This window comes from Parabacteroides sp. AT13, assembly GCF_002272965.1.
Classification (GTDB): Bacteria; Bacteroidota; Bacteroidia; order Bacteroidales; family Tannerellaceae; genus Parabacteroides; species Parabacteroides distasonis.
In genome coordinates this window covers 637,882-663,332 of record NZ_NQMH01000002.1, presented here as the reverse complement: position 1 = coordinate 663,332, position 25,451 = coordinate 637,882, and the positions used below count along the sequence as shown (strand labels likewise).

The window sequence follows — 25,451 nt, the reverse complement described above, 5'->3', positions numbered from 1 at the left end:
ATGAGAACGACACTCAAAGCACAAGCTATACGGCTGATCGCCGTATTTTTGCTTATCACCGCCTCTACCACCACCGTCAAGGCACAGATCAGCCAACATCCCGAACTGTATAAGGTGAAAGAATTCCACAATTACGAATCAGACGGAGGTGCCTATTACTGCTTCACCGACGCACAATACTACCAAGGGAAGCTCTACGGGGTCTACATAAATAATAACGGACCTTCAGCCGTATGCCTCACGGCTTTCGAGGTGAACGGCGAGACCCAGACAATGAAGCAATCTACCATTGGTGAAACCAATAAAAAAGAGATCCGTCTCAATGAGTTCGGCGTATACCAAGATGCCGAACTCATCGTATACCGTAATCGCTTCTATGTGCTCTGGAAGAATAATACCAATGGCCAGATATGGATCGGCGAGGTGGATATGAAAAAGGGAGAATACAAGAAAACTCGTATGCTCGATGACGGGAAAACTTACGCCAACTTCGCCGCCACCATCTACCGTGACAAGATCTGCGTCATCCTACACCGCCGCACCAACAAGAAACTGCAAGTCTACCAATACGGTGATCCCGAGCTGAACAGCGGCTGGGACTGGTGCGGCACCGTACGCAACGCCGGACACGATAATATCGAGCTAAAAGGCTCAACAGGCATATCAATGGAATACGATCCCGACGACCACTGGGACGCCACCTCGTGGTACGGCTACGACGACACCGAGAAAAAGAACGTGGAGAAACTCATCGTAGGCCGACTCAAGAGCGGTACCTTCGAGGCATTCAGCTACAGCGGCGAATATGGCAAGGATAACACATGGCCCTCCAAGTGGGAAGAATACGCACATCACGACATAGGCCGCTCGAAGACCTTCTCACTCAAGCTCATCCAAGCTGACATCGAAGGCTATGCGGCCGACAATACCAATGGCTACAAAGCGTCCTCAAATCCCCTAATCTTCAGCTACTGTTCCTATGATGGCAAAGGGACGGGTGAACACTTCCTAAAGAAATTCTACCCCGGTAGCAACAGCTTCGCCGCCGACGCACCCATCTACACCGACCTGCCCTACGGCTACACGGCCGTAGCCACCGCGGCAGATCCTACCACTGAGACAGCTCCCGGTGGAGGACTCTACTACAAGCAATATATCTATCTACTGCGGGGTAACCAGCAACCATACCACTGGTTCAAGCACTCCTACGTCGCCTCCATCCGATCTAACGAGATCGTGGAGAGACGCAGTTCTTTCAACGACGAGAAGGCCTTATTCGGCAACAGCGAGTTACGCAATCTCGTGCGCCTCGTCGGCATCATCGAAGGACCACCTCCAACGGTAGTGGATAATAACGAGTGGTTCGGCGACCTCGGCGTAGCCTCAAGCCTTGCCTTCACCATGGGATCGGGCACCAGCAACTCCGTGAGCCGACTCTATAAAAGCGACCTCAAATGCTCCTTCGGACCGCATACGGATAAACTCACGGCAGCATTCGGCGGCGGATACTCCTTCCAGAAACAACACGAGGAAGTAACAAGCCAGTCCGAGTCCATCACCGTTACCTTCGAAGCAAACGACACAGCAGACTACCGGGCCATCGCCCTCTACTCTGTACCCATTCTGACCCGTTGCGACCTAGAATACCTCTCCCCCACCCGGAGACAGAGTGTACGAATGCCCATATTCAGCTATACTTACATGACACGGCAGAGTATCAAACAAGTAGAAGTGCCTCTCGACCTAGAGCCTTTCCGCATAGACAATCCAAGCAAACTTGGAGACTGGGAGGCCCGTGAGATCCTCACCATGACCGCCAGCGAGCCAAATGTCAGCAAGTCCGTCAACTTCAGCCTCAACTCCGAACGGATCGACATGACGCTGGAAACCAGCGGCACAATCTCCGACAGTCAGACCAAAGGTGCCATCAGCCTTATGGATTTGAAATTCCCCTTCTTCCAACTAGAGAACCAAAGTTCTTGGGAATGGACAGACCAGACCACGGCGACAACCTCGCAGGGTATCAGCGCATCCTATTCGAAGATACGACGCACGGACAAGCACGTCAGGCCGGAAGAGACAGCCGAGTCCTTCTCATCCACCCTCTATCTGCTCACTGCCGAGAAGTCGAACACGCTCCGTGACCAGTACTACCCCAAGCTACTCGAACGGAAGATCAGCTTCGGCACCGACACCTTTCCCTTCATGGTAAACAGCGACAAACCCTTCGTATTGGCGTGGGACATCAACAACATCACCTATGTACGAGGTGACGTGAGCGCCACTGGCAATGAGGAGGTAACGACCGACGAGCCCCTGTCTATCCGCTTCCTCGACGGCATGCTTACGGTAGATTGCCTGCCGGGAGCCACCGTCAACGTCTACAGCATGAACGGCACGTTAACCGGTCACCAGCAAGCGGTATCCGGAAAAGCAATCTTCAGCCTGCCCGGACACCTGTACACCGTGGAGGTAGTGACCGAACGTTACCGGAAAGTACAGAAAGTAGTAAGATAATACAGTTAGAAGCCATGAAGACAAACCTCCTCCAGAGAAAACGCCTCCTAACGGAAGAATCGAATCGCTGTTATCTGTGCGATGACCCTGTCTGCACGAAGGCATGCAAGCCCGGACTAGATCCGGGCCGCTTGCTGCAGGCCTGTAAAATGGACAACCTAGCGGGAGCTATCCTCCGGGCCTACCGGATGGAAGCCTGCAAGGATTGCGACGGGCATCCTTGCGAGAAGGCCTGCCTCCGCGGACGAACCGACCGGGCGATATCCATCACCCAGATCGTACGGCAATTACAAGATATGCCAAACCCGACGGATAGTTCTCCCCTCACTTCGTCTCCGGACTTGGCGATCGACTTTTGTGGTGTCCGCTGCGCCAACCCCTTTATACTGGCCTCCTCGCCCGTAGCCCATAATTACGAGATGTGCGTCCGGGCCCTCGAAGCCGGTTGGGCCGGTATCTGCTTCAAGACGATATCATTCTATCCGAGCCATGAGGTATCCCCCCGCTTCGACCAAATGGAGGTGGATGGCGTGCCTTTCATCGGATTCAAGAACATGGAACAATTGTCGGAAGCCTCTGTCGAAGAGAATTTCGATACTCTCTATCGCCTCAAGCAACGCTATCCTGACAAATTAATCATCTCCTCCATTATGGGACGGACAGACGATGAGTGGACACGGCTTGCCCAATATTCCACGCAGGCTGGGGCCGATATCATTGAGTGCAACTTCTCTTGCCCACAAATGACGCAAGAAGGGATGGGCAGCGACGTAGGACAAAGCCCGGAACTGGTACGCCGGTTCACCGCCGCCACACGCCGGGGTACCCATCTGCCGATACTAGCGAAGATGACACCGAATATCGGGCAGATGACACCCGTGGCGCTCGCCGCCCACGAAGGAGGAGCCACCGGGATAGCCGCCATCAACACCATCAAATGTATCACCCGTATCGATGAGAAAGCGCTTACGGCCCGGCCCGTTGTCTGCGGACTGAGCAGCGTGTCCGGCTATTCGGGGAAAGCCGTGCGCCCTATCGCTCTCCGGTTCATACATGAGCTGGCGAGCGATCCTTCCGCCGGCAAGATGCCTATCAGCGGGATAGGCGGTATAGAGACTTGGCGGGATGCCCTCGATTTCCTGCTACTAGGCTGCACGAACCTACAGATATGTACCGCCGTGATGCAATACGGCTTCCGGATCATCGACGATCTATGCGAAGGGTTACGACTGTTCATGCAAGAGAACGGATATAAAACCCTATCCGACCTCATAGGTATCGCTTTACCGAACATCGTACCCCCCGAGAAACTGGAACGTACGCAGATACACCGCCCGACAGTAGATAACAGCCTATGCCTCGGCTGCGGACGCTGTTTCGTTTCCTGTAACGACGGTGGACATCAAGCTATCCGTTTCACCTCTATGCGCAAACCGGTGATAGACGAGCAAAAATGTGTCGGCTGCCATCTTTGCGCATTAGTATGCCCAACCTTCGCCATACATTGACAGGATGAGGATCGAGACGGGACACCTTATTCTACTATCCATACTTCTTCTGTGCCCGCTAGTCCATTCAGACCTGCGGGCACAAGAGAAGACACCCGTCACACGAGCCGACTCCATCATGCGGCAGGTAATCCATCAAGCCCCCATCTACGAGCACGTCCTCGAGAGCTATGAAGCGGAGACCTACGTGAAAGGCCGTACGCACGTTCCCCGGAAGAACAAGCTGTTGCGATACGCCTATCTGGTCTTCCCAGTAGAGCGTCATCCCTGCGATGCTCTCTTCGAGATGAGCGGCCTCACCCGCTACGACGCTCCCAACCATTATCGCAACAAGATCGTAGCCATCAACAGCAGCCATCTCGCCGCCGGAAGACATTACAAGGAGATAGCCTCATTCGTCAACTTGAACGTCTACTCCCCCACGATCTACAATAAGGGAATCATCATGCCACTCTCGCCCGATGCTTTCAAATATTACACGTTTCGGCAGGAAGGCACGGACACGATCTCCGGCATCCCTGTGTATAACATCCGTTTCACCCCTCGCCAATGGAGCCAGAAACTACTATCCGGAAACCTGTACGTAACCGACGAACTCTGGACCATCGACCGTATCGAGATACAAGGGCACTCCTCTTTCTCCGAGTTCAACCTAAGCATACGTTTCAACCGTGACGAGAAGCATTTCATCCTCCCGGAAGAGGCTGACCTGCAAGTCTGCTACCATGCCCTAGGCAACCGGATAGAGAGCGACATCCACGCCGCTTTCCGCTATAAATCGATCTCTTGGGTAGAGGAAGACCATGAGAGCAGGAAATTATACTCGCTCGATCAAACCCAATACTATACGATCACCTCCGACACACTCTCCTTTACCCAAGACAGCACTTATTGGAACAGCCGGAGGGACAAGCCGCTCACTACCGACGAGAAAGCCTTGTACACCACCGGAACGAACGTGGTGAGGACGGAAGCGGACAGCAGCGCTCTCACTCGCTACCTCCAACTCGGCGAGCGGCTCACCAGCACGGTCAACAGGGATTACAAGAGTACTCGTGTGAAGTATTCCGGCCTTCTCAACCCGTTCCAGCTATCTTTCGGAAGCAACGGGATCACCTATAAGCAAGAAGCACGTATCAGTAAGACATTCGAGCATGACCGTCAGCTACGCTTCCACCCCGAGATCGGTTTCCTATTCAAGGAGAAAGAGCTACGCCTACGGCTAACAACCGACTGGGAGTATCACCCCGAGCGTCAAGGTATCCTCAACCTCACGATAGCCAATGACAACCAAAGCTATTCCTCCGAAGTGATCCACCAGATCAACGAGATCCTAAAAGATACCCCAATCCGTTTCGAAGATCTCAACTTGAAGTATTTCCAGCACTACTATGCCAAGCTGATGAACCAGATAGAACTGATGAACGGCTTCCGGCTCTCGGCCGGACTCGCATACCACTATCGTACGCCCGTGAAAAAGAATAAGGATACCGGATTGGATCTAAAGGATCATAATGAGTTCACCCCGGTTATCGGCCTTACCTACACGCCCCGGCAATATTACTGGATGGACGGTTACCGGAAAGAGTACCTACATTCCCATTACCCGACCTTCCGGATCGAGCTGGCACGAAGCATACCGGACCTGCTCGGCTGTACGGGAAATTATTGGCGGATGGAGGCCGGCATGAACCAGACCGTACGGCTGGGCTTATCCGAACGACTGAGTTACAATCTAAGCGGTGGACTCTTTTTTAACCAGCATAACATGTACTTCGCCGATTTCAGCTATTTCGCCAAACGTTATTTCCCCGAGCCTTGGGGCGACCGGTTTGGCGGGATCTTTCATAATCTAGGTGGGGATTGGTGCAATGCCTCCGACAAATATATTCAAGGGCACCTCATGTACGAGAGCCCATTCATTCTATTGCGATTCCTCAAGCCCAATCCCAAGGCGCATAAATACCTCGTGTCCGAACGTTTCTACCTCAGCCAGCTATGGACTCCCGTATTGCCGAATTACAGCGAGCTCGGGTATGGTATCGGTAGCGACCTTTTTCATATAGCGCTTTTCCTAGGCTTCGAGAAGTTCAAGTATCAAAGCGTCGGGTTGAAGTTCGCACTTGAGTTATTCAGATAATTATAAACAAGTATAGATATGAACAAGAGAAACACTATTAAACAACTTCTTCACCGCGGATGCCTACTTATGGGTATCAGCGCAATAACAAGTTCGGCCTTCGCATGGGATTTCGCCGAGCATCGTAAGATCGGCGACCGTGCCATGAGCCTTCTCCCACGTTATCTGGTGGAAAACGGGATCTTCCCCAACGAGGCCGTCGCCGATAGCGCCTTGCTGCAGATCCTCAACATGTCGCATATGCCCGGCTCGAACGCCTACGCCATGAATGAGCTGACGCAGTTGCCGAATATCGTGACCTACGGTACGCTTTGCGGATTGGCCGGCGACCATGTGGAAAATCCCATGCTCTTGGAGACAGGCCTGCAGACCCATTTCTCCAAGACGAACCGTACGCTGGCTTTGGAGACACAAGCCATGAACGAGTTCCTCACCGGAGCCAACAGCAAGGAGTTGCTCGACATCAATCTGGCTTACGGTATCCTAGCGATCAAGGACCTCTCCCACTTCTACGCCTATGGCAAGGGATTGAACGAGCATCTGAAGATGATCGGCCCCGAGCTGATCCGCCGCCTTCAACGCCCCTCGGAAGTAAACAAGGTCTTCGATAAATTAAATCAGTTGCCCTCCATGAGCAAGTATTTCTGCATCCACATCTTCGCCATCTATCTAGCACAAGAGGCAGGCAAAGAGATGTGTAAAGGAGATACGCAAACGGCGAGCAACCTTATGTTCTACGCCACGATGTACGAGGCTTTCGCCGAGCATTTCCTACAAGACTCCTTCGCCTCCGGACACCAAATGGTACGTAGGGGCTTCTCCGCCTCCGCCGTATCCAACAATAAGAGCCTGCACGATTTCTACAATACCATCCCCGTACAGACCGCTAACCTAAAAGGCGAGACATGGAGTGCTTACGGCGATAAACGTCTGAACCAAAACATGATGGAGTACAACGAGGCCGATGATTACCGGCATATCCGGGTAACGGAGAAACATCCTTATTCCTTGGAGAAAGGCGATAGCTACGAGCGGGAGACGAAGGTATTCTACCAAGTCGTGACCGCCACCTGCGAGTCTATCGTAGAAGTCTGGAAAGCCTACCAGAATGCCTTGGAAGGATCAGACGAGAATATCTTGAACGAGATCCCTTCCGAACGAGACGACCTACCTCAGTTCGTCTACGATCGTTTCCCGGTAATCAAGGATTTCCCGATCCCCTTCGGGACGAATTTGGATGACGTCCCCTTGGAAGCTTCCGTCGCCGACCGCAAGGATGAGCTACAGCTGATCGTACAAGAGCCTTTTACCCGCAACTTTATCCGGTCGAGGGTAGCCAACTCCTTCATGTTCCTGATCGGCACGCCGATCCATAGCAACCGGGATGGTGTCATGACGTATGGCGGTCGCTTGAACGTCAGCATGATCAATTGGCATAAGTTCGGGAAAGGGAAAGGCATGATCATGGAGCCGGGCGACATCGCTCATTGGGTATCCCCTACGATCTCCGGTTATTATATGCACGCCCCTTCCTCCTCCTACACGATCAAGAACTGGAACGTGAAGGCGGGCGCCAATTATAACATGGATATATTCGTTTCCCCGAAACGTTTCCTCGGCCTGTATAGTTATTTCGAGATGGGTATAGACCGCCGTAATGACGAGACCCGTTTCTTGGTAGCTCCCTCGGTCGGTATCCAGCTAGGTTCCCTGATCGGTGTCCATAATTTCAATATGCCGGGATGGTTACGCATCCCGTTGGGAATTATCCTCCCCTTGAAATTCGCCGTCACTTGCAATAAGGTGGCCGGCCGTCCGGTAGAATGGATCAGCAATATGGAGGTGGATATATTGTTCTAGGAAACACCTTGATTCATGCCTATATAGGTAAGAGGCCACACGGATATCGGCGTAACCCCTTACCTATATAGGCACAGGGCCACGCCGATACTCGCGTAGGGTCATACGTATATACGCGTGATCTCATCGATTTCACCGAACCCGATCAAGGCGTTAAACAGACGGATCCGGGTATACTTAGGCAGATCCTCTACCGGGATATCCTCGGCCTGTACCAAGCCTTTATCCAATAAGTAAGCACGCATCGTACCACATAACAAAGGGCGTGCGGGAGTGATCCAAGAGGTGCCATTCCAAAGGGCGACATTGCAAATGGAAGTATCGGTCAGCAAACCGTCACGGATGATCAGGATATCGTCATGTCCCCCTCGTTGGGCGAATAAATCATTTAAGCATTGACGATCCGTACTCTTATAGGAATAATCGATCTCATCGCATGTAACCAATCGCAAGGAATGAACCGGACGCATACGGTAAGGAACGTATTCTACCTGTAAGACCTCGCGGGTATATTCCACCCGGCATTTGGTACGTTCTTGATGAGGCCCCGGATGAATATAACCCGCGAGATCAATTTCTTCTCTCGCTCCGAATAGCTCCCTGCGGGTACGGTTCATACGGGCATTATGGTACGGAAGGTTATGTATCCGTCCCTTCTCGATACGGATCGTCTCCACAAACGGACTCCCAGATAAGGTCTCAATAGATGGGCACATATACTTTTTGTTTCATTTCGTTATACTCCGATCTCACATCACTTTTAGAGGTGATTCCCCCACCGCTCTTGAAAACAAACGAATGGGGAGAGACTTGTTCCATAAAACGGATCATCACGGCGCTGTCTAAATCTTGGCCGTCAAAATACCCCATCACCCCCGTATAGAAACCCCGCTCATAGGTTTCCGCCTCGGCGATGATCTCCAAGGTCTTTTTCTTGGGAGCGCCCGTGATGGAGCCGGCAGGCAAGAGGCTGAACAAAATCTCCCCGACATGTCCGTTCCATCCTTCCGGCAACCGGCCTCTTATCTCAGAGCTGACCTGCAACAAACTTCCGTTATGCGTACGCAGTTCATCGATATAACGATACCGGGGAACACAAACCTCGGAGGCTACGATACTCAAGTCATTCCGGATCAAGTCCACGATCGTGGCATGCTCCGCCGCTTCCTTGGGATCATCGAGGATACGTCTCCGGGCATCGGGCAGCGTAGCGTCGATCGTACCTTTCATGGGATACGAATAGATGAGACCATCCCGCGTCCGCACGAATATCTCCGGCGAGAATACCACGAAACGATCCCGCATCCAAAGCTTATACATCGCCTTGGATTGGTAGAAGATATCTTTTAAGGAGAGATTCGCATGTACCGGAGTAGCGCATGTCAAGTTCACCAAATAAGAATTACCCGCATGGATATGCCGGGCAACGGTCTCGAATGAATGGGCATACTCCTCGAAAGAAACATACGAGGGCTGCCATTCAACAGGTTCTCCGGATATAAGATGAGAGGAATCCCGCAAGTTACATTCGTGATTCGCATTCGTAAAGCCGTTCAAGTCGTACAATAACTCGGAGGGAACGATCTCTTCCGGACTCTCCACGTAGATCCGCTCTCGTTTATAATCAATGATAAAAAGGAAAGGCCGTCCCGCTTTCCCCATTTCGTTCATGCGGAAGACGGCCTCTTCTTGCGTGTATTCGGTCATTATACTAAAAATCGTTCTGTCAAACCACCAAACGCATCGATACGGCGATCCCGGAAGAAAGGCCACCAACGACGCACGTTCTCACTACGGGTCTTGTCGATCTCTATCACACGTACCTCCTCTTCGTCATTCGGGAATACGGTTAATAGCTCACCTTGGGGACCGGCCGCCAAACTGTTTCCCCAAAACCGGATACCGCCCGTTTGCCCCGAAGGGTCCGGCTCATGCCCGGTACGATTTACGGAAATGACCGGGAGTCCGTTCGCCACGGCATGTCCCCGCTGTATGGTCACCCACGCACCCAGCTGACGGTCCTTCTCTTCCTGCGTATCGCTACTTTCCCAGCCGATAGCGGTCGGATAGATCAACATCTCGGCGCCACGCATAGCCATCAAACGGGCTGCTTCCGGATACCATTGATCCCAGCAAACCAACACACCAAGACGCCCCACAGAGGTATCGATAGGCTCAAAGCCTAAATCACCGGGGGTAAAATAGAATTTCTCGTAATAAGCGGGGTCATCCGGGATATGCATCTTGCGGTATTTCCCGGCGATCGTACCGTCTTTCTCCAAGACGACGGCCGTGTTATGGTACAGGCCCGGGGCACGCTTCTCGAAAAGGGAAAGCACCAAGACGATACCCAATTCTTTCGCCAAGGCACCGAAGGTTTCCGTCGATGGGCCGGGGATCGTCTCTGCCAAGTCAAACATGCTCGTATCTTCCGTCTGGCAGAAATACAGGCCGTTATGCAGTTCTTGCAAGACGACCAATTCCGCTCCCTCCCGGGCAGCCTTACGGATATTTACCTTTAGCTTCTCTATATTCGCCGCTCTGTCAGCGGTATTCTTTTGTTGTATTAATCCTACTTTCATATTTAATTGGTTGTAGTTATTATTCGATAAAGCTTTCCGGATATTGCATCGTCACGCAATGCAGGGAACCGTGTTGCTTGATAAGCGGAAGGCAATTGATACCCACGATCTCACGGTCCGGGAACGCTTCCCGCAAAGCCGCTTTAGCGATCTCATCTTTCGGTGAGTCATAGAACGGAACCAATACGGCCCCATTCATGATCAGGAAATTAGCGTAAGTAGCGGGCAAGCGCTCCCCTTCCCATTCCACCTTATCGGCCATCGGAAGTGGAATCAGACGATAAGGCTCCCCATTCGCCCTAGTAAACTCCTTGATCTCCTCCTCCATCGCCTTCAATTCCTCATAATGCTCGTCTTCCTCATCCTCGCAACGGACATAAGCGATCGTATCCTCGCTACAGAAACGGGCGAGCGTATCCACGTGGCTATCCGTATCGTCTCCGGCTAAATAACCGCTGGTAATCCAAAGGATACGATCCAAGCCAAATACGTCTTTCAAATAACGTTCCAATTCCTCCTGTTGCAAATACTCATTACGGTTTACGGATGCCAGACACTCAACGGTAGTCATCAACGTACCTTTCCCATCCGATTCGATACTACCGCCTTCCAGCACGAAAGGTTGCATATTAGCGGGCACCACCTCACCGGAGAAGGTCTTCATATGACAAAGGTTACGGGTAATCAGATTATCATGATTGGCGGCGAACTTCATTCCCCAGCCATTGAACACGAAATCATAAAGCATGGGCGTTCCCTCATCGAAGACGGAAATTCCCCCGTGATCCCGTGCCCACGTATCGTTCGTATCCATCTCACGGAAAATGACACGGTCGTAATCAACCTCACCCAATTGTTCACGTACGGCGGTCTCGTCCGGACAGACAATCAATAACTTCTCTCGCTTGATCACTTCCTTGGCGATAGCCACGAAGCAAGGAATCACCTCGTCCAATATCGGGGCCCAATCCGTATTCTCATGCGGCCACGTAAGCTGCACGGCACTTTGCGGATACCATTCCGCAGGTAATATCACGTTATGTTCCATATTTGAATTGTTTAAATTGTTTCACAAGCACGATCGCCGTCACGATCGCCGCCACCGTATCGGCGATAGGCATACTGATCCAGACACCGAGAGTTCCGAATAACGGGGGGAGGAGGATTAAACAGGGTATCAAGAAAAGCATCTGCCGGGTCAAGGAGAGAAAGATCGCTTTCTTAGACATGCCGATGGAAAGGAAGAAGTTAGTCGCCACCATCTGGAAGCCCACGATCGGGAATACGGCGAAGACGATATGCAGGCCATAAGAGGCGGCACTGATCAACTCCCCGTCACTCGTAAACATACGGACGATCCACGACGGCACCAACTGGCAAAGCAAGAACCCCAGCGTAGCCACTCCTACCGCCCAGCGCATCGTCAGCCGGGTCACGTCCGTCACCCGGGAATAGAGTCGGGCACCATAATTATAACCGGCTATCGGTTGCATACCCTGATTAAATCCCATGATGATCATCACGAAAAGAAAAGCGATACGGTTCACGATACCATAAGCGCCAATCGCCATATCTCCCCCATGCTCTTTCAATCCCCGGTTGATAAGGATCACGATCAAGCAGGAACAAAGGTTCATCAAGAACGGAGATAAACCGATCGACAAGATACCTTTCACGATCTCCGAGCGCAGCCTATAAATACCTTTCTTGAAATGAAGGAGTTGCTTCGGTCTCGAGAAATGGATCAACTGTCCGGTAAGCGAGATTACCTGCGAGATCACCGTCGCCCAAGCCGACCCCTTTATACCCCATCCAAACCCAAAGATAAACAACGGATTCAAGGCGCAATTGATAACGACCGACGCCAACGTAGCATACATCGCCATCTTCGGGAACCCAGAGGAGCGCAAGACCGCATTTAATCCCAGATACATATGCGTAACCACATTGCCATACAGAATAATCCGCATATAATCACGGGCATATGAGATCGTGTTCTCACTAGCACCGAAAAAGTACAGCACGGGATCAAGCAAGAACAAGAAAGCGATCGTGAAAGCGACGCCCAGAACCACATTCAAGATCAACACATTCCCCAATACCTTATTCGCCCCCTCATAATCTTTCTGCCCCAGCTTCACGGCAACCAACGTAGAGGCACCGACTCCCACCAACGAACCGAAGGCGGCCGCCAAGTTCATCAACGGAAAGGTCAAGGCTAGGCCGGAAATCGCTAACGCCCCCACTCCATGGCCAATAAAAATACTATCGGCCATATTATATAAAGAAGAAGCTGTCATAGCGATAATCGCAGGAATCGCATATTGCGTAAGTAATTTACCGATAGGCTCGGTCCCTAATACCAATGGAGAATTTTGTTTTGCCATGCCGCAAAGATACGGATATTTCGATTTATTTTCCTACTTTTGTAAGGTATAACCTTATGAATCTAATCAAATGGAAACAGAGAAACAGTTGATATCCCATTTATACCAAAACAAAGAAAATGGAAAATGGATAATACAAACCAACGATGAACATCAAAGGGGTGTTGCAGAAATGGCAACCTCCTTTTCTGGACTGTTCGGACTTCCATCTTGGGGGCATACGCTTGGAATGCTTCACGACAAAGGAAAAGAGCGTGATGCATTTCAGCAATATATCCGCACGACAAGCGGTCTACCTGTGACTGACGAAAAATCGTATGGAGAGCATCATCATGCGTTTGTAGGTGGAATATTGGTAACGAACCTTATGGGGAAGAGTGTATTCAATCTTCTTGCCAACCAGATAATCTCTCATCATACAGGCCTACATGATTATATAGATGCGGAGAGCGTCATAGAGAAAAGGCAACTTCCCGAAGAGATAAACAAAGGGGACATAGCTCTGAATATACCCCAGTTGAGAGAAGAACTTCTTGAATCTCCTTTTTCTAAACTTAAGGTGGACATGAAGCATTTTCATCACCTTTCCCGCATGCTTTTTTCCTGTCTTGTGGATGCCGACAGACTCAATACAGAGCGATTTATGGATGTAGAATCGTGGAAAAAACGGGGATGCTCGTCTACACTCACTGACTTATTGCCAAAATTGGAGGCGCATTTACGTGAACTGCAATTGTATGCACCCGATACAAAAGTGAACCACATTCGTAAGAAAGTACAGGAACGATGCCGTAAAGCTTCTTCTGAAGAGAAAGGATTCTATAGCCTTACGGTACCAACGGGAGGCGGAAAGACTCTTTCATCGTTGTTGTGGGCCATGAAGCATGCTGTAAATCACGGTATGAATCGTATTATCATTGCCATCCCATACACTAGTATTATTGTGCAGACGGCAGGCCTCTTGAAAGAAATCTTCGGCGAAGAGCACGTACTGGAGCATCATAGTAACTTTAATCCTGATGAGATAAAGAATGAAGAGGTACGTGAGAAGGCAAAGCTGGCCACGGAAAACTGGGATTATCCGATTATCGTTACGACCAATGTTCAGCTGTTTGAGTCAATGTTTAGCAACAAACCGTCAGATTGCCGTAAATTGCACAATATCGTGAATTCAGTTCTTATTTTGGATGAAGCGCAGACATTGCCGACTGATTTCTTACAGCCGATAGTGGATGCACTTAAAGCATATCAGAAAATATTCGGAGTGTCGGTACTGTTTACCACTGCCAGTCAGCCGGTACTTAGCGGACTGATAGAAGGAACTAATCCTAAGGCCAATTTTCAGGGAATAGACCATATTACTGAAATCATACCGAATGAGTTTGCCCTGCATGACAAGCTCCGTCGTGTGAAGTTAGTAATAGACAACACAGGAAAGACATACGATGAGATTGCCGCCAAAGTTGCTATATACAATCAAGGTATTGTGTATCGTAAACACCCGAAAAGATGCCAAGGAACTGTATGACCGTTTACCAAATGAAGGAATAAAGCTCCATCTATCGAGAATGATGTGTCCCGCCCATATCAGTGAAACCATACGGAAGGTCAAGGCATTGCTGAAAGATAAATCACATCCGATTGTCAGAGTGATAGCTACCCAACTTGTAGAGGCAGGGGTGGATATAGATTTCCCTGTTGTATTTCGGCAAGAATCAGGTCTTGACTCTATTTTACAGGCAGCGGGGCGTTGTAACCGTGAAGGAAGAAATACTGTTGGTACCACATTTGTGTTCAGTCTCGCCGCAGAGAAACGTATTCCATTTGGGGCAATGAAGGCTGCAAACAATGCACGATTGAATTTGCCTGCAAATAGTGATTGGTTTGACCCTTCTACGATGACAGAGTATTTTTATCAGTTGTATTGCAGGAAAAACACGTTTGACGATAAGGATATGAAACATTATCTTTATAACCCTAATGAGTTATGTTTTGAAACGGCATCAAAGAAGTTCAGATTGATTGATGATGATTGTATGAATATCATTGTAAATTGGGGGAACAGCATGGAGCTTGTGGAAAAACTGAAAGAATCTGGCTGTACCTATCCCTTGATGAAGCAACTGGCTAAATTTACAGTAGGCGTTCATAGTTCCGATTTTGACAAGTTGGTCAGCTATGGTGCTATTGAAGAAGTATTAGAGGGTATCTATGTGTTGACAGACAGGGTACAGTATGACAAAAATACGGGTCTTAGCCTTGATAACCACTGGATGGAAGAGCTATTAATGATATAAAAAAAATGAATAATATGGACTATACAGATAAAGAATATTGCTTGGAAGTATGGGGTGACTGGGCTTGTTTCAGTCGCCCTGAATTGAAAGTAGAGCGTGTGAGCTATGATGTTATTACACCTTCTGCGGCACGTGCCATTTTTGAAGCAATACTTTTCAAACGCTATGCCATGCGTTGGCAAGTGACGAAAATAGAAGTTCTTAATCCTATCAAGTGGACTACCATCAGGAGAAATGAGGTAGGAGCATTGGCGGGTAAGTCCTCAATCTTTATTGAAGATAAACGACAACAGAAGAATTCTTTGCTTTTGCAAGGTGTGCGCTATCGTATTCACGCAAAGCTGGTTTTTATTCCGGTAAAAGATCGACCAAAGGAGGCTTTTATCAAACATCAGCCAAGTGATGATGAGAATCCGATGAAATATTATCAGATGTTTGAACGCAGAGCATCGCAAGGACAATGTTTCACCCAGCCGTATCTTGGTTGCCGTGAGTTTGCCGCAAATTGGAAGTATATTGATAATACGGAACAACTTGCCCCTCCTTTGGCTGAAGATAGGGATTTGGGTATCATGCTTTATGATATGGATTTTGAAGGGAATGTACAGAAACCTAATGCCATGTTTTATCGTGTAAGAATGGAGCAAGGTGTGATTGTCGTACCAGATAAAGATAGCGAGGAGGTGCTGAGATGATACTAAAAGCATTGTATGATTATTACCATCGGAGTGGTAATTTACCCACTATGGGAATGGAGTTAAAGGAAATAGGTTTTATCATCGTTATTGATAAGTGTGGTAATTTCTTACGTTTTGAAGACAGGCGTATAGACAAAAAGTCTGCGCAACAGTTTCTTGTTAAGAAGAGTGTAGGTCGTTCAAGTGCCCCTGTTGCAAACTATTTGTACGACAATAGCCAATATGTATTTGGTTATTCCGACAAAGGGGACATGGAAAGCATGCGCAAGTATTTTGATACATTCAAAGCGAAGGTTGAAGAAATATACGACATGTTTTCAGATAATGAAACCATGCAGGCTGTTTATGCGTTTTATCAACAAGAGCCTTCAGATATAGTTGAAGCCATGCAGAATGATTCTCTTTGGGATGATATAAACAAGAATCTCAATAAAAAATATTCCACTTTCTCTTTTCTTATAGAAGGAGATACGGAAATAGTGGCTTCTAAGCGCAAACTAATAAACTTAGAATCGGGTGGTAATGATGTTGGTGGAGGTCTTTGTTTAGTAATAGGCAAACATTCAAAAACCGTAGAGGTTACAACCGCTACAATGATTCCGGGAAGTCAGGCTACAGCTAAACTTGTCGCTTTTCAAGTCAATTCCGGATATGATTCGTATGGTAAGTCAAAGGGGCATAATGCTCCTATATCTGAAGAGGCTGAATTTGCTTATACTACAGCATTGAATCATTTATTGCGTTCTGATTCGCATAATAAATTTATGGTAGGTTCACGCACATACCTGTTTTGGGCTTCTTCTGATAGTGAGGCTGCAAAGAAATCTGAAGATAGTTTGTTTGCTTTGTTGGGGCGTACAGAAGAAAACGATGATCCTAACATGCTCATAAAATTGGTGCGACGTACATTCATGTCTATCTATAACGGAGTATTGTTCGCAAACAAAGATGACAAATTCTTTATATTAGGTTTGGCTCCCAATTCAGCCCGAATAGCGGTGGTGTATTGGAATGAATTGCCATTGCGTGAGTTTGCCGGCTTAATCAGTAAACATTTCGCAGATATGGAGATTGTTGATACACGTAAAGACAAGAAACCGTATGTAGGATTACATTCCATCCTCGGAAATGTTACTCTTGGAGGGAAGTCAAGCGATGCTACGCCCAATCTTCCAGATGCTGTAGTGAAAAGCATCTTCCAAGGACTTCCGTATCCGGCTTCTCTGTTTCAGGCTTGCATTCGCCGCATACGTGCTGAACAATCAGTCAACATTGGTCGTGCAGCCATCATCAAGGCTTATCTTAATCGATTAAATGATAATAATAACAATAAAAAACTCGATATTATGTTAGACAAAGAAAATCAAAATCAAGGGTATCTTTGTGGAAGGTTGTTTGCTGTTCTCGACAAGATACAGGAAGACGCAAATAACATTCATTCCATTCGTGAGCGTTACATGAATTCCGCATCGACCACTCCAGCTATGGTTTTTGCCACTATCCTAAATCTTTCCACTCATCATCAGGAGAAGCTGAATGAGGGTAAACAGGTGTTTTATGAGAAATTGAAACAGGAAATCATTTCCAAACTTGACGCAAACGGTTTTCCTGCACATCTAGAACTTCAAGACCAAGGGCGCTTTTTTGTAGGATATTATCATCAGCGGCAAGCGTTCTTCATGGGTAAAGAGAACAGAGAAACAGAAGAGCAATAACAAACAATTAAAAATATACAGTTATGTCAGAAATTAAGAACAGAATCGATTTCGTTTACATCTTTGATGTGCAAGACGGTAATCCGAATGGAGACCCTGATGCAGGTAATCTTCCCCGTGTAGATGCAGAAACGGGTATGGGGCTTGTTACAGATGTTTGCCTTAAACGTAAGGTACGTAATTATGTACAAGTGGCAAAAGGTTTGGAAGATGGCTACGATATATTCATTAAGGAGAAGGCTGTTTTAAACACTTTGATTGATAAAGCGCATGATGATTCTGAGGTAAAAAATGCTAAAGATAAGACTGATGCTGCACGTCGTTTTATGTGCAAGAACTATTTTGATGTTAGAATATTTGGTGCTGTGATGTCAACCGGCAAGAATGCAGGGCAGGTACGTGGCCCAATCCAGTTTACCTTTGCCCGTTCTGTAGATCCAATTGCTGCGGCAGAACATTCTATAACCCGTATGGCTGTGGCAACAGACGCTGAAGCTAAGAAACAAAGTGGTGACAACCGCACAATGGGACGTAAAGCTACCGTACCTTACGGTCTCTACATCTGTCACGGCTTCATTTCTGCCAACCTTGCCCAACAAACAGGCTTTTCAGAAGAAGACCTTGCGCTGTTCTGGGAAGCCCTGAAGAACATGTTCGATATGGATCGTTCGGCTGCACGCGGATTGATGAGTGCACAGAAATTGATTGTTTTCAAACATGATTCCGTATTGGGTAATGCCCCTGCCAACAAACTATTTGACTTGGTTAAGGTGGAGAAGGTGTGCGATGGAGCACCACGTTCATTCGGTGATTACCATGTCACGATAGACAAGGAACATGTCCCATCAAATGTTACTGTAGAGGAACTGATATAAAACAAAAGATAATGTATAGCGAAGACGATATGCTCATGTTGTCAGGGATTCAGCACTTCAGGTTCTGTCCCCGGCAATGGGCTTTGATTCACATTGAGCAGCAATGGGATGATAACCGTCTCACCATAGAGGGACAGATTCTGCATAAACATGTGGATGACCCGTTCTATAGACAGAAATGTGGAGATCAAATAACATTGCGTGCAGTGAATATCGCTTCGCGTGAGTTGGGGCTCTATGGCATTTCCGATGCCATAGAGTTGCTACCTTCTCCATCTTTGGAAGATACGATCTTGCATCCTAAATATCCAGGACGTTGGCGACCGGTGGCTGTGGAGTATAAGCATGGCAGACCCAAAAAGGATGAAGTGGATGAAGTGCAGTTGGCGGCACAAACGATGTGTCTTGAAGAAATGTACGCAATCCATATACCCTACGGTGTGTTCTTTTATGGAGAACTTCGTCATCGAATAGAGGTGGCTATAACAGATGAGTTGCGCGATATCGTCAGACAATGCGCCAGGGATATGCATGAAATATTCAGTAAGACTGTTATCCCAAAAGCAAAATATGAACGACATTGCGACAAATGCTCATTGAAAGAAATCTGTATGCCGACGATAGCCAAGAATTGTACCACGGTAGATACTTACCTCAATAAACACTTATATACATGAGAAAATTGTTGAATACTTTGTATGTGACGACACCTGAAGCCTATCTGAGTAAGGATGGGCTGAATGTCGTAGTATCAGTCAAGCAGGAGGAAGTGTTCCGTATTCCTGCTATAAACATAGAAGGCATTGTGACATTTGGATATATGGGCGCAAGTCCGGGCGTGATGAAATTGTGCAGTGACAATAGCATATCACTTACATTCCTATCTCCTCATGGCAGATTTATCAGCAGGGTACAGAGCGCAACGAAAGGGAATGTACTGTTACGCAAGAGACAGTATCAATTGTCGGATGATGAATCCTGGTCATTACATGTGGCACGACTGATGATTGGTGGTAAGATTCAAAACTATCGTAATATATTAAGGAGATATATTCGTGATTATGGAGAGAATGAAAACATTAATCGGGCGGTACAAGTGTTGGAACATGCCAAGCGTGAAGCTTTGGCGACCCAAGATAAGACGACCCTAATAGGGTATGAAGGCATGGCTTCAAATGCCTATTTTGAAGTGTTGCCTGTTTTGATACTTAATCAGAAGGCTGATTTCCCGTTTCATGGCCGTAATCGCCGTCCTCCTAAAGATGCAGTGAATGCCATGTTGTCTTTTGCTTATACTTTGATTGCTAATGATACATCTGCCGCACTCGAAACAGTTGGCCTTGATCCATACGTAGGATTTCTCCATACACTTCGTCCGGGACGTACATCCTTAGCATTGGATATGATGGAAGAATTGCGAGCCTATCTTGGTGATCGTTTTGTCTTGTCGTTGATTAATAAAAGACAAATAACATCCAAGGATTTTTTGTTTCAAGGTGATAATGGGGTTGTTATGACGGATAAAGGGAAAAAGACATTTATTTCCGCATGGCAGGCAAGGAAAAGGGAGGTGATAATCCATCCTTATCTTAATGAAAAAATAGAGATAGGGCTTCTGCCTTATGTACAGGCCATGTTGATGGCAAGATATATCAGGCAAGATATTGATAATTATCCGGTATTTCTAATAAAATGATTTACGATTATGCATATTCTTGTGACTTATGATGTGGATACTACGAGCAAAGAAGGAGCTCGCCGCCTACGACATGTGGCTAAGGCTTGCATAGATTATGGCCAAAGGGTACAGAATTCTGTCTTTGAGTGTGAGGTGACAGAAGCACAATATTGTCTCTTGATTGAACGAATCAAGCGTATTATTGATATGTCTCTTGATAGCGTTAGATTTTATATTCTCAATAAAAACGAAAATAAAAGGGTAAAAGTGATAGGTGTTGAAACTGCTTACAAAGTTAATAATGCTCTTATCATATAATTTATGCGAATGTGGAGTATTACGAAAAAAGTAGTATTTTCGCACCCCTTAATAATTAGCAGATTAACCCGTCTATAAGGCGATTGCAGCCATTAAGCTGAAATAAAAATGAGAATTCGCATATTAATAGGTCTAATTTATTGACTTATAATATGTAACTTTGCACACTGTCGCACCCCGTGTGGGTGCGTGGATTGAAACCCCAAAGACCTAGGAAAGGCTTTTCAAGTGATTGTCGCACCCCGTGTGGGTGCGTGGATTGAAACGAATTAACAGGTCTTGGCTTGAAAGAGGCTAAGGATGTCGCACCCCGTGTGGGTGCGTGGATTGAAACATTTTAGATATGATGGCCTTGGCGCTCTCGGGCGGTCGCACCCCGTGTGGGTGCGTGGATTGAAACCTTGAAAGTAAAGATGCCTGAGCGTTTTGACCGAGTCGCACCCCGTGTGGGTGCGTGGATTGAAACAGACCAATCATCAGAATATACACGTCCATCTGAGCGTCGCACCCCGTGTGGGTGCGTGGATTGAAACATGTCAATATAGCCGTCCCTGATCTGGACGAGAAAGGTCGCACCCCGTGTGGGTGCGTGGATTGAAACTAATATGTGAGGAGCGTAATACATATCAATAATCGTCGCACCCCGTGTGGGTGCGTGGATTGAAACAAGATCCTCCTTGCCCGATGTTGTCTTATCAATAGTCGCACCCCGTGTGGGTGCGTGGATTGAAACTAGTAGTGTCTACCTCGTAGGTATAAGGAGTGCCGTCGCACCCCGTGTGGGTGCGTGGATTGAAACTCTTATCCTTATCCTCGGCGAAAGGCTCGGAGAAGTCGCACCCCGTGTGGGTGCGTGGATTGAAACCTATGCCAAGCATGTGGCGTTAGGGCTTGACTTTGTCGCACCCCGTGTGGGTGCGTGGATTGAAACTCCTCCAGTACCTTTTTAAGCTGATATAGGCTCAGTCGCACCCCGTGTGGGTGCGTGGATTGAAACGAGTACAGTCTTGTTGTTAATACTTTTCCTAGAAGGTCGCACCCCGTGTGGGTGCGTGGATTGAAACATTTGTAAAGCGCAAGCTTTTTCATAAAAGATATACTTACGTGATGAAGTATATCTTCTATGGGACTTGAAGTGTTCTTCTGCGACGAAGGGATTAGTACTTCGTAAAAATAACTTTTTAAAGTCACTGACACTGACATATAATTTCGCTTAGTTATTTCTGCAAAAATCATTCATATGTAAACAAGTTTCGTATATTCGCGACCTTATAATAGTTTAAATATGGCAGAGGAACTACGGATTAAAAATGGTGATAAACAGGAAATGTATGAGACGTTGCTCCCGCAAATCGCCTCATTGGTAGGTAACGAGACCGACCTAATCGCTAACATGGCGAACATCGCCGCAGCACTCAAGCAGACTTTCGGTTTCTTTTGGGTAGGTTTCTACCGGGTCATAGACAATCAGTTGGTATTAGCGCCTTTTCAAGGCCCTATCGCCTGTACACGAATCAAATACGGAAAAGGGGTATGCGGCACGGCTTGGAAGGAGACCCGTACGATCATCGTACCGGATGTAGACGCTTTCCCGGGACATATCGCTTGTAGCTCGGCGTCACGCTCTGAGATCGTAGTTCCCGTGATATGGGAGGATAAGGTAATCGCTGTCCTTGATATAGACAGTGATCAACCGGATAGTTTCGATGAGACTGATCAGATCTTTTTGGAAAAGATAGTGGAATTGCTTCCTCATCAGTAAGCCTCGCCTCAGTACTTCCCAAGAAGTACTGTAGTACTGCCTAAGAGGTACTGTAGTACTGCCTAAGAGGTACTGCAGTACTTTGTAAGGAGTACTCCAGTACTCTCCGAAGAAATACCACAGTACTTCGCAAGGAGTACTCCGGTACTCTCCCTGAAGTACCGGGACAAATGCTACTTACCGCAAATACCCTTAAATGGACAATAAGAACAAGCCTTCCCCGTAGGGGTTTGCGTAAAGGGAATTTCCGGATTGAAGATCTCGTCCAAGCAGCCCCGCAGCCCCTCCTCGAACGCTTGGGCATAACCGGAGAAATCCTCTACCTTCTCCGACTTCCCCCGTTCGATACGGTGGTAGACCGATGGGTCGAACGGATCGGCGAAAAGGGAACGGACGTAATAAATGCCCGGTTGTATCGTCTTTCCTTTGTTCTCGGTGAGATGGGCGTACATCCAGCAATACATGAATACCTGCATCACGGCTTTCGCACGATCTTTCTCCTCCTTGTTGAATAGGCTCTCGATACTACTGAAAGTCGTAGTTCCGCTACCGCTCTTGTAATCGATGATACGGATAGCGTCGCGAACCTCGTCCACACGGTCGATAAAGCCTTTCAACCGGATCTCGGAATGGTCGGAAAGGCTGATCAGACCGTTTATCTTACGCTCGGACTCGATGTAAACGAAAGGGGTCAGCTTGCCGTCACGCTCCAAGATTTTCTCCACGTATTTGCGGATCATCTCGCCGATCAGGTAGTTTTGTCCGGTAAGGGAGCGAACCACCTCTGTCTTGAAAAACTCGCTGGCGAAAGCCCGGGCGATAGCTCCGGTAAGCAAGGCCGTATCCTTACGGATCGCTTTCAGCAAATCCACGGTAACCATCTTCCCTTGGAACGGCTTGTAAAGCTCCTCCATCACTTTATGTAAGATACTTCCGAATACATCGCTCTCGATCGTCTCGCTCACCTCCTCTTCCTCTCGAATGCCTTCCACAACGGAAAAATAGAATTTCAACGGGCAATCCAGATACGTATTGATAGCGCTCGCCGAGATCGCCTTGCTCCCCCCTTTCCGGTAAGCGTCTAAACGGCGCATGATATCCTCCCTTTTCGGCACGGCCAATGGCGGGGTCTTGGAGGAAGATACGTTATAGACCACCAATTTATCTCGCATCGGCACCTCGTAATGATAATGCAGCTGGTGAACAAAGCGACTTACCTCTCCCGTCTGCAATCCGTTGCTGCGGGTATCGTATAAAAGGCTCACGTGGCTGGCACGCTCTATCAAACGATAGAAATGGTAGGCCCATACGCTATCTTGATGCTCGTAGGTAGGCAACCCGAAACCCCTGCGTAGGTTATAAGGGATAAAGGAGTTCGCCGCTTTCCGCTGCGGGAAAATACCCTCGTTCATGGATAAGATAATCAGACGGTCGAAATCCAAGGCACGGGTCTCGAGCACACCCATAATCTGGAGGCCGGAAAGCGGCTCGCCGTGGAAGGGGATCGTGATCGTATCAGTCACCCGCTTCAATAGGCGGAAGAAGGTATCTATTTTCATCTCTATACGAGCGTCTTTCATTACCTCTTTCATGCGGTTTACCGTGGTGAAATAATGGAAGATGAACTCTTGCTCCAAATCGTTCGTCCGCTGGGGTGCGTCCTCCTCTTCCTCATCGGAAAGGGCGGACATAACCTTGTTCAGCTCTTCCAACACCTTGATCAGATAGTCCGAGAAGGCCTCCACCCCGGTCACCGGCGTGAACAGGATTTCTAGCAAAGGCGTTTTCCCTAACTCCGTATGCGAGATATAGATCTTGTTGTTCTCCGTGATCTCTTTCACCAAGGAGGAAATAATCTCCGGTGAGGTGGAGAGGATGTAGCGATGGTTCAATACCGGCAGCACGTCGCGGAAATAGAACAACGGATTCCGGTCTATGTAGCGTACGTTCTTCTGCAACGCCAAGATATACTCGATCAACGAGGCGACCGGGGTTCCCGCCAAGGGATAACCCATCGTGACGTTGATACGCCGGATTTGCTCCGGTATGGCGTTCAGCACCGGGATCAGCAGATGTTCATCGGGCAAGATCACCGCCGTACGCAGGGCTTCTTCCGAACTCATCTCCGCTTCCTTGCACCAATCGCTCAACAGGGTGTAGACGTGCTTGGCCTGCCCGATACCGGAAGGGATGCCGATCACCTCGATCTCGGTCTTTACCTTCTCCTCGGGGGGTAATTTCATCGAGGAAGGGAAGCTCTTCCGGTTACGGGAGACGAAATAAGAGGCCTTATTATCCGGATCGGTTACCTTATCGGATACATAATCCCAATAGAAATCCGCTATCTTCCGCTTCTGCAACTGGGCTAAGAAACGTTCTTCCGATACGGACAAGGCGTTCAAACCGACAAAGACAATTTGCTCGTAAGGTAAATCCGGAGACTCGCCCCGTTCCATGCTTTCCACGACCTCCCGGAAGATCATGCCCTCGTAGCCTTTTCCCTCGGCGGCCAAGGTCGCACGGAATTCCTCATAGAGATCGTATAGCACTTGCCAGACCGCCAAGAACTGTTGCTGGTTCGGCGTATCGCCCCGGGGATAAAAACTGGACCAGAAACTACGGATAGCGGCGATCTGCTCATCACTTAAGAAATCGAAATCATTCTCTATCTCCCGTAGGTCCGTCACGTTACTGAATAGCATGCGGGCATTTGCCATGTACTTATCGATATCGTCGAAGTCGTTGAGCAACATCTCGCCCCAATACAGGAATTCATCGAAAGTCTCGGTGGAACCGCTTTGGCGGATGTAGATGTCGTACAGGGTAAAAAGCATACTGATCCGGTCGGCGGATTGTTTTCCGCTCAACTGGATAAAGAGATCGTTGATCGTAAGGATTGTCGGAGAGAAAAGGGGAATATCGGCTACCTCCGAGAGATATTTCTGGAAGAAAAGTCCCGTACGCCGGTTTGGGAAAACAAAGGCCAGACGACTGACCTCCGCTCCCCATTTCTCGTAAAAAAGAGACGCTACTTGATATAAGAACGGTTTCATTTATTCAAAAATTTGTACAGGCTGTAGAGACGGGGCGTGCCCCGTCTCCCACCATCTAATA

17 protein-coding genes, 1 pseudogene and 1 CRISPR repeat array are annotated in these 25,451 nt (G+C 48.2%); of the genes and pseudogenes, 12 read left to right on the top strand and 6 right to left on the bottom strand.

Annotation, left to right across the window (positions count from 1 at the left end; genetic code table 11):
* The 4 genes from CI959_RS17145 to CI959_RS17130 are packed head-to-tail and all read left to right on the top strand — an operon-like array spanning position 1 to position 8,025.
* Positions 1 to 2,517 carry a hypothetical protein gene (locus CI959_RS17145; protein WP_057317101.1) on the top strand — a complete coding sequence of 839 codons (2,517 nt, stop codon included), beginning with the start codon at positions 1 to 3 and terminating at the stop codon, positions 2,515 to 2,517.
* Between the two features lie 14 nt (positions 2,518 to 2,531).
* Complete coding sequence (preA, locus tag CI959_RS17140; RefSeq protein WP_057317102.1) at positions 2,532 to 4,025, top strand: NAD-dependent dihydropyrimidine dehydrogenase subunit PreA; 1,494 nt, start codon at positions 2,532 to 2,534, stop codon at positions 4,023 to 4,025.
* A gap of 4 nt (positions 4,026 to 4,029) precedes the next feature.
* The gene (locus CI959_RS17135; RefSeq protein WP_095231502.1) at positions 4,030 to 6,165 is read left to right on the top strand and encodes a DUF5686 family protein; all 2,136 of its coding nucleotides are present in this window, start codon (positions 4,030 to 4,032) and stop codon (positions 6,163 to 6,165) included.
* Between the two features lie 18 nt (positions 6,166 to 6,183).
* Entirely contained in the window at positions 6,184 to 8,025 is a 1,842-nt protein-coding gene (locus CI959_RS17130; protein WP_057317104.1) for a hypothetical protein, read from the top strand.
* 101 nt (positions 8,026 to 8,126) lie between these two features.
* Here the strand turns inward: CI959_RS17130 and CI959_RS17125 are convergent, their stop codons facing one another.
* Genes CI959_RS17125 through CI959_RS17105 form a run of 5 tightly spaced genes read right to left on the bottom strand, consistent with a single transcriptional unit; the run spans position 8,127 to position 12,994 of the window.
* Positions 8,127 to 8,741: an aminotransferase class IV family protein gene (locus tag CI959_RS17125; protein WP_036630895.1), complete on the bottom strand. Its 615-nt coding sequence runs from the start codon at positions 8,739 to 8,741 to the stop codon at positions 8,127 to 8,129.
* Positions 8,725 to 9,732 carry an aminodeoxychorismate synthase component I gene (locus CI959_RS17120; RefSeq protein WP_057317105.1) on the bottom strand — a complete coding sequence of 336 codons (1,008 nt, stop codon included), beginning with the start codon at positions 9,730 to 9,732 and terminating at the stop codon, positions 8,725 to 8,727. The genes CI959_RS17125 and CI959_RS17120 overlap by 17 nt, the downstream gene beginning before the upstream one ends.
* The gene (locus tag CI959_RS17115) at positions 9,732 to 10,607 is read right to left on the bottom strand and encodes a carbon-nitrogen hydrolase (RefSeq protein WP_057317106.1); all 876 of its coding nucleotides are present in this window, start codon (positions 10,605 to 10,607) and stop codon (positions 9,732 to 9,734) included. The genes CI959_RS17120 and CI959_RS17115 overlap by 1 nt, the downstream gene beginning before the upstream one ends.
* Positions 10,608 to 10,626: 19 nt before the next feature.
* Entirely contained in the window at positions 10,627 to 11,655 is a 1,029-nt protein-coding gene (locus CI959_RS17110) for an agmatine deiminase family protein (RefSeq protein ID WP_005856783.1), read from the bottom strand.
* Complete coding sequence (locus CI959_RS17105; protein WP_005856780.1) at positions 11,645 to 12,994, bottom strand: MATE family efflux transporter; 1,350 nt, start codon at positions 12,992 to 12,994, stop codon at positions 11,645 to 11,647. Before CI959_RS17105 ends, CI959_RS17110 begins: the two co-directional genes overlap by 11 nt.
* A gap of 70 nt (positions 12,995 to 13,064) precedes the next feature.
* Here CI959_RS17105 and CI959_RS17100 point away from each other — a divergent pair.
* The 8 genes and pseudogenes from CI959_RS17100 to CI959_RS17065 all read left to right on the top strand — a co-directional run bounded on the left by CI959_RS17100 (position 13,065) and on the right by CI959_RS17065 (position 22,337).
* Positions 13,065 to 15,291 (top strand): annotated as a pseudogene (locus CI959_RS17100) (CRISPR-associated helicase/endonuclease Cas3).
* Between the two features lie 14 nt (positions 15,292 to 15,305).
* Entirely contained in the window at positions 15,306 to 15,986 is a 681-nt protein-coding gene (gene cas5c / locus CI959_RS17095) for a type I-C CRISPR-associated protein Cas5c (RefSeq protein WP_011966343.1), read from the top strand.
* Complete coding sequence (gene cas8c, locus CI959_RS17090) at positions 15,983 to 17,704, top strand: type I-C CRISPR-associated protein Cas8c/Csd1 (RefSeq protein WP_057317108.1); 1,722 nt, start codon at positions 15,983 to 15,985, stop codon at positions 17,702 to 17,704. The genes cas5c and cas8c overlap by 4 nt, the downstream gene beginning before the upstream one ends.
* Positions 17,705 to 17,727: 23 nt before the next feature.
* Positions 17,728 to 18,579, top strand: coding sequence for a type I-C CRISPR-associated protein Cas7/Csd2 (gene cas7c, locus CI959_RS17085; RefSeq protein WP_057317109.1), 852 nt, complete (start codon positions 17,728 to 17,730; stop codon positions 18,577 to 18,579).
* 11 nt (positions 18,580 to 18,590) lie between these two features.
* Positions 18,591 to 19,256 (top strand): CRISPR-associated protein Cas4, encoded by a 666-nt coding sequence (gene cas4 / locus CI959_RS17080; protein ID WP_057317110.1) that lies wholly within the window; start codon positions 18,591 to 18,593, stop codon positions 19,254 to 19,256.
* Positions 19,253 to 20,275: a type I-C CRISPR-associated endonuclease Cas1c gene (cas1c, locus tag CI959_RS17075; protein ID WP_057317111.1), complete on the top strand. Its 1,023-nt coding sequence runs from the start codon at positions 19,253 to 19,255 to the stop codon at positions 20,273 to 20,275. Before cas4 ends, cas1c begins: the two co-directional genes overlap by 4 nt.
* A gap of 9 nt (positions 20,276 to 20,284) precedes the next feature.
* Positions 20,285 to 20,575 carry a CRISPR-associated endonuclease Cas2 gene (gene cas2, locus CI959_RS17070; RefSeq protein ID WP_005856765.1) on the top strand — a complete coding sequence of 97 codons (291 nt, stop codon included), beginning with the start codon at positions 20,285 to 20,287 and terminating at the stop codon, positions 20,573 to 20,575.
* Between the two features lie 169 nt (positions 20,576 to 20,744).
* Positions 20,745 to 21,639: direct repeats of the CRISPR family, unit length 32 nt; unit sequence GTCGCACCCCGTGTGGGTGCGTGGATTGAAAC.
* Between the two features lie 221 nt (positions 21,640 to 21,860).
* A complete protein-coding gene (locus CI959_RS17065) occupies positions 21,861 to 22,337 on the top strand; it encodes a GAF domain-containing protein (protein ID WP_057317112.1) in 477 nt (158 codons plus the stop codon).
* Positions 22,338 to 22,510: 173 nt separating this feature from the next.
* Here CI959_RS17065 and CI959_RS17060 read toward each other — a convergent pair whose 3' ends face one another.
* Entirely contained in the window at positions 22,511 to 25,390 is a 2,880-nt protein-coding gene (locus CI959_RS17060) for a PD-(D/E)XK nuclease family protein (protein WP_036643561.1), read from the bottom strand.
* Positions 25,391 to 25,451 lie beyond the last annotated feature (61 nt).

Bases quoted from the DNA above. Each gene is read 5' to 3' on its own strand.
- CI959_RS17145 (WP_057317101.1), top strand. From the start codon at position 1: ATGAGAACGACACTCAAAGCACAAGCTATACGGCTGATCGCCGTATTT.
- preA (WP_057317102.1), top strand. From the start codon at position 2,532: ATGAAGACAAACCTCCTCCAGAGAAAACGCCTCCTAACGGAAGAATCG.
- CI959_RS17135 (WP_095231502.1), top strand. From the start codon at position 4,030: ATGAGGATCGAGACGGGACACCTTATTCTACTATCCATACTTCTTCTG.
- CI959_RS17130 (WP_057317104.1), top strand. From the start codon at position 6,184: ATGAACAAGAGAAACACTATTAAACAACTTCTTCACCGCGGATGCCTA.
- CI959_RS17125 (WP_036630895.1), bottom strand. From the start codon at position 8,741: ATGTGCCCATCTATTGAGACCTTATCTGGGAGTCCGTTTGTGGAGACG.
- CI959_RS17120 (WP_057317105.1), bottom strand. From the start codon at position 9,732: ATGACCGAATACACGCAAGAAGAGGCCGTCTTCCGCATGAACGAAATG.
- CI959_RS17115 (WP_057317106.1), bottom strand. From the start codon at position 10,607: ATGAAAGTAGGATTAATACAACAAAAGAATACCGCTGACAGAGCGGCG.
- CI959_RS17110 (WP_005856783.1), bottom strand. From the start codon at position 11,655: ATGGAACATAACGTGATATTACCTGCGGAATGGTATCCGCAAAGTGCC.
- CI959_RS17105 (WP_005856780.1), bottom strand. From the start codon at position 12,994: ATGGCAAAACAAAATTCTCCATTGGTATTAGGGACCGAGCCTATCGGT.
- cas5c (WP_011966343.1), top strand. From the start codon at position 15,306: ATGGACTATACAGATAAAGAATATTGCTTGGAAGTATGGGGTGACTGG.
- cas8c (WP_057317108.1), top strand. From the start codon at position 15,983: ATGATACTAAAAGCATTGTATGATTATTACCATCGGAGTGGTAATTTA.
- cas7c (WP_057317109.1), top strand. From the start codon at position 17,728: ATGTCAGAAATTAAGAACAGAATCGATTTCGTTTACATCTTTGATGTG.
- cas4 (WP_057317110.1), top strand. From the start codon at position 18,591: ATGTATAGCGAAGACGATATGCTCATGTTGTCAGGGATTCAGCACTTC.
- cas1c (WP_057317111.1), top strand. From the start codon at position 19,253: ATGAGAAAATTGTTGAATACTTTGTATGTGACGACACCTGAAGCCTAT.
- cas2 (WP_005856765.1), top strand. From the start codon at position 20,285: ATGCATATTCTTGTGACTTATGATGTGGATACTACGAGCAAAGAAGGA.
- CI959_RS17065 (WP_057317112.1), top strand. From the start codon at position 21,861: ATGGCAGAGGAACTACGGATTAAAAATGGTGATAAACAGGAAATGTAT.
- CI959_RS17060 (WP_036643561.1), bottom strand. From the start codon at position 25,390: ATGAAACCGTTCTTATATCAAGTAGCGTCTCTTTTTTACGAGAAATGG.